We start from the raw sequence: 6560 nt of genomic DNA, 5'->3' as shown, positions 1-6560 counted from the left end.
CACATAGGCCGAGTTGTAGCCGAGCATGGTCTTGGATCGGCTCACCAGGTCCTTGAGGATCTTGTTGAGCGCGTGGCCGATATGGATGTTGCCGTTGGCGTAGGGCGGGCCATCGTGCAGCGTGAACAGCGGCTTGCCCTTGGCGGCGGTGCGCTGGCGGGCATAAATGTCCATGTCTTCCCAACGCTTCAGCCAATCCGGCTCACGGGCCGGCAGGCCGGCGCGCATCGGGAACTCGGTCTCGGGCAGGAAGAGCGTCGCGGAATAATCGGTCTCGGCGCCGCTGGTCGCAGTATCGTTCATCGTCATCGATCGATGTTCAAGGGAAGTTGCGGGCTTGTAGCAAGCGAGGGCGCGAGGTGAAAGGGGTTTTGGCCGATAGAGACGGCCCCCTCCCGGCCTCCCCATTCAAGGGGGACGATGGGAGGGGCCGTCTCCTCAGTCAGCTTAGCGAAAGAAGCCGAGCTTCTCGTCCAGTTCCGACACCGGCAGGGTCGACTGCAGCAGCAGGCGGGCCTGGGCCGCATCGTTGTTGACGGCGGCGATCAACTCGTCGAGCCCGGCGAACTTGACCTGGCCGCGTACGGTGCCGAGCAGCGCCACCTCCAGCGTCTCGCCGTAAATATCCTCGTCGAAATCGAAGATCCAGGTCTCGAAGGGCGGACGCTCGTTGTTGAACATCGGCTTGCCGTAGCTGGCGACGCCATCGAGCAGGCGGCCGTTGAGCTTGGCCCGGACGGCATAGACGCCCTGCAGCAGGCCGAAGCCGGTGGGGCTCGCAGTGTTGGCGGTGGGGAAGCCGAGTTCCCTGCCCCGCTGGTCACCTTTCACCACGACGCCCGACAGGAACCAGTGGTAGCCGAGAAGTTGGCCGGCGCCGGCGACATCCCCCTCACCGAGCAGGGCGCGGATGCGGGAGGACGAGATGTGGTCGTCGCCCTCATCGAGCATGTCGAGGATCTCGACCTCGAAGCCATGGCGAAGACCGGCGTCCCTGAGGAAATCCGGCGTGCCCTGACGCTTGTAGCCGAAATGGAAATCGGCGCCGACCGAAACACCGGTGACGCCGAGCGCCCCGACGAGGAAGCGGGTGACGAAGTCCTCGGCCTCGATATGCGAGAATGGCAGGTCGAACGGCATCACCACGATGCCGTCGAGTCCGAGCGCTTCAGCGATCTCGGCCTTCTGGTCGGCATAGGTCAAACGGAACATGAAGGGTGCCGGCGCGAACACGTCGCGCGGATGCGGCTCGAAGGTGAGAACCAGCGCCGGCACGCCAAGCGCGGCCGCACGGGCCTTCAGCGCCCGAAACACGTGCTGATGACCGCGGTGGCAGCCGTCGAAATTGCCGATCGCGACCATGGCGCCGCGCAGCGACGCCGGAACCTGGTCGAGTCCGGCGAGCCTGATGAAGCCGCTCAAATTCGTACCCGCCTTAAGAGTGAAGGCGATATGGCAAGAAACCGAGTGGCTTGCAAGGCGGCTAAGGTTGGAGGCTGCTATGCAGGTCGGGGATCGTGCCGCCTCTCCTCAGGGGCTTTGCCCTCCCGTAACGGGGAGGGCAAGGCCTACCAGGCCAACCGCGACATGAACCCCGCAACATTTGCCCCGCTGGGCTCGACCAGGCGGCGAATGGCTTCAGGGTCGGGGTTACCGAAGGCATCGAGTTCGGCGGCATGAATCGAGCCGGTGATGAACAACAGGTCGAGCCCCGCCCCGGCCGCGCCGATGGCATCGGTACGTACCGAGTCGCCGATGGCAAGGATCCGGCTGCGATCGACCGGCCGGCCGGCGGCCTTCTCGGCCAGACGCAGGGCTTCGGCGTAGATCGGCTTGTAGGGCTTGCCGACCATGACGATCATGCCGCCGCGTGCCTCGTAGAGGTCGGCGAGGGCGCCACCGCAATAGAGAATCTGGTCGCCGTGCTCGACCACCCGATCGGGATTGGCGGCGATCAGCGGCAGGTTTCGGCTGAGCCACAGGGTAATCCGGTCATTGTACATGTCCGGGGTGTCATGGTCGGTATCGAGGTCGGTAACGACGATGGCCTTGGCGTCCTCGGCGCGGCCCAAAGTGATGTCGAGCCCGTCGAACAGGCTGTCATTGTCGTGCGGCGGGCCGACATAGTGGACGGTCTGGCCACGATAGCGCTCGAGCACCACGCGGGTAGCGTCGCCTGAGGTCACCACATCGTCGTAGGCTGCGCGGGAGACGCCGAGCCGGTCCATCATTTCGATGATCGGGCCATGCGGACGCGGGGCGTTGCTGATGAGGACGACGCGGCCGCCATTCAGGCGATAGTTGACCAGCGCTTCGACGGCGGTGGGGTGGGCCGCGACGCCGTTATGCACGACGCCCCAGATGTCGCTCAAAACCACATCGTAGCGGGGGGCTATCCCGCTCAGTCCTGCAAGTGCCTGCATGGTGATCCTAGTTCTCTGCCTAGTTTACGCTTGCGCCTCGACGCGGTGCGCGGCATCGCGCGGCCGCTCAGCCACCAGGTCCGGACGAACCGGGCCGGGCCGGCCGATATGCGGCCCTTGGACGAGGCTGATGCCATCTTCGAACAGGCTGAGCAACTGTTGCTCGTCGATCACCCCGGTCCCGCAGAGCTCGATCTCGAAGCGTTTGGCATAGGGGGCGATGTCGGCGGTGTGGAAATCGGTGAAGCTCTGCGGCTGCGACAGGAAACGGGTGGCGTCGAACCGTACGTCGCTGAAGCCGAGCCCTTCGAGCTCGGCGAAGTCGAAGCGGAGCGAGGTGGCGTCGGTGAGAACGAACCCGGCGCCGGCCTTGCGGAACTCGTAGAGGGCGCGTTTCTCGGTGGGGCCGAGCGGCTTCCATTCGGTCTGCCGCACCGCAAAGTTCAGCGAAGCGGTGATGGCCTGGTTGGCGACGAGGGTCGCTGTCACCTGCTCCAGCGCCTTCCTATCGAGGATAGTGGCGCGGCTCAGCGGCAGGAACAGGGTGATCGGCTGGCCGGAGGTCTTGGCCCGTCGCGCGATGGTAACAGCTTCATCGAGCCCCATCGCCTCGATGCGCCGGATCAGATCCTCGCCGCCGCGCCGCGGCATGAAATCTGGGGCATCGGCCAGGCCGCCTGCGTCCTGCATCAACCGCGGCACGAGGTCGTAACCAAGCGGCTTCCTCGCCGGCAGGCGGACCACCGGCTCGATGTGGAAGACCAGCCGGTTCGCGTCGATGGCGGCGCGGAGCTCGGCCTCCGGGATCATCGGATCGAGGAAGATGTCGTCGTCGGGCTCTGCCGGCTCGGCCATCGCTTCGGCAAGGCGCGAGCCTCCATCGGCGCGGCGGGCTTCCTCGAACTCGGCCAAAGCTTCGGCGAGCTGGCGCGTCACGGTGCCAAGCACCGAGATATCGGCCTCGATGCCGTCGAGCCGGCTGCCGACATTGGTGTCGGCGATGGCGTTGACGCGCTGGCTCAGCACTTGCCCGGCCTTGGCATCAGTCGACAGCAGACGCGCCAGATCCTCGACGGCGCGTTCGAGCCGCGCCTCCGAGCGCTGACGCAGGCGGCGCTCCATCAGCATGACGGCAAGCGCGCCGAAGGCGATCGCGGTGACAAAAGCTTCGATCGGCGAAAAGGTCAGTCCGAAATAGGCTGCCGCCGCAACGCCAAGCGTGGCCAGCGCGATGAAGATGTAGACGAGGCCTTGCACTTAACGCTCGGGCTCCCAAGGTGACCGGCGGGATTCGACGCATCCCGTCATAGCATCGGGCGGGCCCTGCCGAAAGGCGCGTGGACGCGGGAGTTGTGGCTAACCGGGGGCCGCCGCGCGTTTCCGTACGCGTCGGCTGGAACGCTTTATTTACCCAGTTCGTCAACACTCCATTCAGCACAGCCACGTGCCCAAGGACTTGTCGTCATGCCCGCTCCCGGCTTGGGCCAGGATAACACCGCCCGCATCCTGCTCGTCGATCGCGACGAGGCGGGCGCCAGGACTTTGATCGAAGTGCTCGATCAGGGATTCATCGTCGCGCCCGAAATTGCGCTCGCCTGCAGCGGCAGAGAGGCGGCCGACCGGCTGCGCATGCTGTCGTACGACCTGCTGCTGGCTGACCTCGAGAGCCTGCGCGACCTCTCGCCGGAAGCCGAGGATGCCGTGGCGCGACTGGTTCGCCTCGCGCCCGGTTCGCTCGTGGTGGTGCTCAGCGATGGCAACTCGGTTTCGGCAACGCTCGCGGCGCTGCAGGCGGGCGCGCATGAACACGTGACGCGACCGGTGGACGGCGTCGTGCTGTCGGCGCGGCTCAGTGAACTGGCGCAGCGCCACGGTCGCCCCATCGCCGGAGCCTTCCGGGGCCCGGCGGAGCGCGAACGCGTTGCAGGACTGATCGATGCGTCGAGCCAGTTGCAGACCGTGCTCGATTTCGTGGCGCGCGACCTGCCGGGCAGTGCGGAAAACCTGGAAGGCGTGGCACGCCGCATCGTCGCGATGTTTGACGGCAGTGAGGCCGAGCGGGCCAACGGAGCGGCGGAGTCGCCGATACGGCCGGTGGTGCTGCCGATGTGGCAGCAGGAACAGCGGATCATCGAGGAAGCGATCGAGAGCTTCGGCGGCAACATCGCGCTGGCGGCACAGGCGCTGGAGCTCAGCCCGTCGACGATCTACCGCAAGCGGCAGGCTTGGGCGGAACTCGAGGGCAAGCGGGGCGCGGCCTAGGTTTGATGGCGTAATGCACGTGCATTGCATTGGAACTCAAACAGGAGTTCCGAAATGGCCGCCAACGCCCTCGTTCAAACTCGCATCGCCCCCAAGAGTCGAGACCGTGCCGCCGAAATAGTCGAAAGGTCGGCCTGACCGTGTCGGATGCCGTGGGCATCCTGCTCACCCGGATCGCCAACGAGGGTGCCATCCCTGCCGGTCTGCTGAGGAGGTTCGCGCCCACTTCGCGCGCCGCCGGGAAGAACTGCGACGGCTGATCGATAGCCAGAAGAAATGATCATCCGCTGGACTTGCAAAGCCCAGCGCGACCGAGATGATGCTATCGACCACCTCAATCGGCGCTACACGTTGATCAGCGGATCGACGACAGTCTGCCAATCCTCTACCACCACCCTTCGCTGTATATCGCGTCGAAGGTCAGTAAATCCTGATCCTCAGACTTGCACAGATGGCGCGCCGCTGGCCGAAAACGTTCAACTAGCCCTTCAGCTTGTCGCGGGCCTTCTTGGCCGTGGCAAAGGCGCGGGCTTCTTCGCCCAGGGCCGAGCCCTTCTTCACCACGGTGCCGCTGGCGTCGACGAGGCTCCAGTCCCACTTGGTGTTGGGGCCGACGCCACCGGTGCGGCGGAGCTTGATTTCGAGTTCTGCGCTTACCGCCATGTGAACACCTTTGTAACGGAGTAGTTGAAGACGACGCTCATCAGCACGCCGAGCAGGCCCGCCACGTAGAACTGGCCGTCATAGGCATAGATCCAGCTGGCGACCGAGACGTTGGCGAGGGCGCCGATGGAGCAGACGGCGTAGAAGGTGAGCATGCCGGTGAGATAGCGCCAGCCGCGCAGCTTCTTGTTGGCGTAGGTCAGCTCGTTATTGAGCATGAAGTTGAAGGTCATGGCGAGGAGCGTTGCGGCCACCTGCGACCAGACGAAATTGAAGCTCAGCACCTCATGGGTGAACCACAGCGTCCCCATATGCACGACGACGCCAAGCCCGCCGACGAGGGCGAACAGCAGGAAGGTGGTCGGCAACAGGCCGCCCGATAGCTTCGAGACGATCAGGCCGAGAAACTGCACCACGACGATCGAGCTCATCTTGCTCTCGCCGGCGTGGCGCGGGCGGAACGTATAGGGCACCTCGCCGATCCGCAGTTCCTTGCCCTGGCGAGCGCGCGAGCGGCCGGCCGAGACGATGATATCGAGCAGAATCTTGAAACCGTCGTCGCTGAGCGAAGGGGCGACTTCGTCGAACACACTGCGACGCATCAGGAAGAAGCCGCTCATCGGGTCGCTGAGCGATTTACCGGTGACAAGGCTCGAGAGCTTCGTGGCGAAGCGGCTGCCGGCCTCACGCGTCTTCGACAGGCCATCACCGACGCTGCCCTCGCCGCTGTAGCGTGTGCCGACAACGATGTGGTCGCCGGCGATGGCCTTTTCGAGCATCAGCGGCAGGACGGTTTCGTCGTGCTGCAGATCGGCGTCGATGACGGCAAAAAAAGGCGCAGCGCTGGCGAGGATGCCCTCGACCACCGCCGAGCTGAGGCCGCGACGGCCGAGCCGGTGGATGCCACGTACGTTGGGGTGGTGGCGCGCCATCTCGCGCACCACTTCCGACGTGCCATCGGGCGAGTTGTCGTCGACCACGATGAACTCGAACGGCGTCGCTCCAAGGGCGGCCGTTACCTTCTCGTACAACAGGGCGACGTTCTCGCGCTCGTTGTAGCTGGGGACGATCACCGCAAGCTGCGGGGCAACCCAGGCTTCGGGGGACTTGCGGGAGTGGCTATCGAACTGGACGACGGTCACGTCTGCTCCGGATATATCTCTGGCGCTTCAGGTACTGCCAAGCTTGGTGCTTTGCAACTTACCTTCAACC

The 6560-nt window shown here is 65.0% G+C and carries 7 protein-coding genes and 1 pseudogene; 2 read left to right on the top strand and 6 right to left on the bottom strand.

What is annotated here, in order from left to right; all coding sequences use genetic code 11:
• From VGV07_RS27220 to VGV07_RS27205, 4 genes are all read right to left on the bottom strand, one after another.
• Positions 1 to 303 (bottom strand): class I tRNA ligase family protein (locus tag VGV07_RS27220; protein ID WP_326871871.1); only part of this gene is annotated, 303 nt, incomplete at its 3' end.
• 144 nt (positions 304 to 447) lie between these two features.
• On the bottom strand, positions 448 to 1422 hold the full coding sequence (locus tag VGV07_RS27215) for a bifunctional riboflavin kinase/FAD synthetase (RefSeq protein WP_326871870.1): 975 nt from the start codon (positions 1420 to 1422) through the stop codon (positions 448 to 450).
• A 146-nt stretch (positions 1423 to 1568) separates the two neighbouring features.
• Positions 1569 to 2423: a TIGR01459 family HAD-type hydrolase gene (locus VGV07_RS27210; RefSeq protein ID WP_326871869.1), complete on the bottom strand. Its 855-nt coding sequence runs from the start codon at positions 2421 to 2423 to the stop codon at positions 1569 to 1571.
• A 24-nt stretch (positions 2424 to 2447) separates the two neighbouring features.
• Positions 2448 to 3680 carry an EAL domain-containing protein gene (locus VGV07_RS27205; protein ID WP_326871868.1) on the bottom strand — a complete coding sequence of 411 codons (1233 nt, stop codon included), beginning with the start codon at positions 3678 to 3680 and terminating at the stop codon, positions 2448 to 2450.
• Between the two features lie 207 nt (positions 3681 to 3887).
• Between VGV07_RS27205 and VGV07_RS27200 the strand changes: the two genes are divergently transcribed.
• Together VGV07_RS27200 and VGV07_RS27195 are read left to right on the top strand one after the other, a co-directional pair.
• The gene (locus VGV07_RS27200; protein WP_326871867.1) at positions 3888 to 4685 is read left to right on the top strand and encodes a helix-turn-helix domain-containing protein; all 798 of its coding nucleotides are present in this window, start codon (positions 3888 to 3890) and stop codon (positions 4683 to 4685) included.
• A gap of 54 nt (positions 4686 to 4739) precedes the next feature.
• Positions 4740 to 4891 (top strand): annotated as a pseudogene (locus VGV07_RS27195) (type II toxin-antitoxin system RelB/DinJ family antitoxin); the annotation flags it as partial.
• Positions 4892 to 5165: 274 nt separating this feature from the next.
• On the opposite strand, the gene VGV07_RS27190 reads toward VGV07_RS27195, so the two are convergent.
• Together VGV07_RS27190 and VGV07_RS27185 are read right to left on the bottom strand one after the other, a co-directional pair.
• Positions 5166 to 5348, bottom strand: a complete 183-nt coding sequence (locus VGV07_RS27190) for a hypothetical protein (RefSeq protein WP_055884859.1) — start codon at positions 5346 to 5348, stop codon at positions 5166 to 5168.
• Positions 5339 to 6490: a glycosyltransferase family 2 protein gene (locus VGV07_RS27185; protein ID WP_326871866.1), complete on the bottom strand. Its 1152-nt coding sequence runs from the start codon at positions 6488 to 6490 to the stop codon at positions 5339 to 5341. The genes VGV07_RS27190 and VGV07_RS27185 overlap by 10 nt, the downstream gene beginning before the upstream one ends.
• Positions 6491 to 6560: the final 70 nt, after the last annotated feature.

It is taken from the genome of Devosia sp. (assembly GCF_035944845.1).
Lineage (GTDB): Bacteria > Pseudomonadota > Alphaproteobacteria > Rhizobiales > Devosiaceae > Devosia_A.
The sequence above is the reverse complement of the archived record's forward strand: the minus strand, read 5'-3'. Positions and strand labels throughout refer to the sequence as shown.

Excerpts from the sequence above, each read along its gene's own strand:
- VGV07_RS27210 (WP_326871869.1), bottom strand. The coding sequence starts at position 2,423 with ATGCAGGCACTTGCAGGACTGAGCGGGATAGCCCCCCGCTACGATGTG.
- VGV07_RS27190 (WP_055884859.1), bottom strand. The coding sequence starts at position 5,348 with ATGGCGGTAAGCGCAGAACTCGAAATCAAGCTCCGCCGCACCGGTGGC.
- VGV07_RS27200 (WP_326871867.1), top strand. The coding sequence starts at position 3,888 with ATGCCCGCTCCCGGCTTGGGCCAGGATAACACCGCCCGCATCCTGCTC.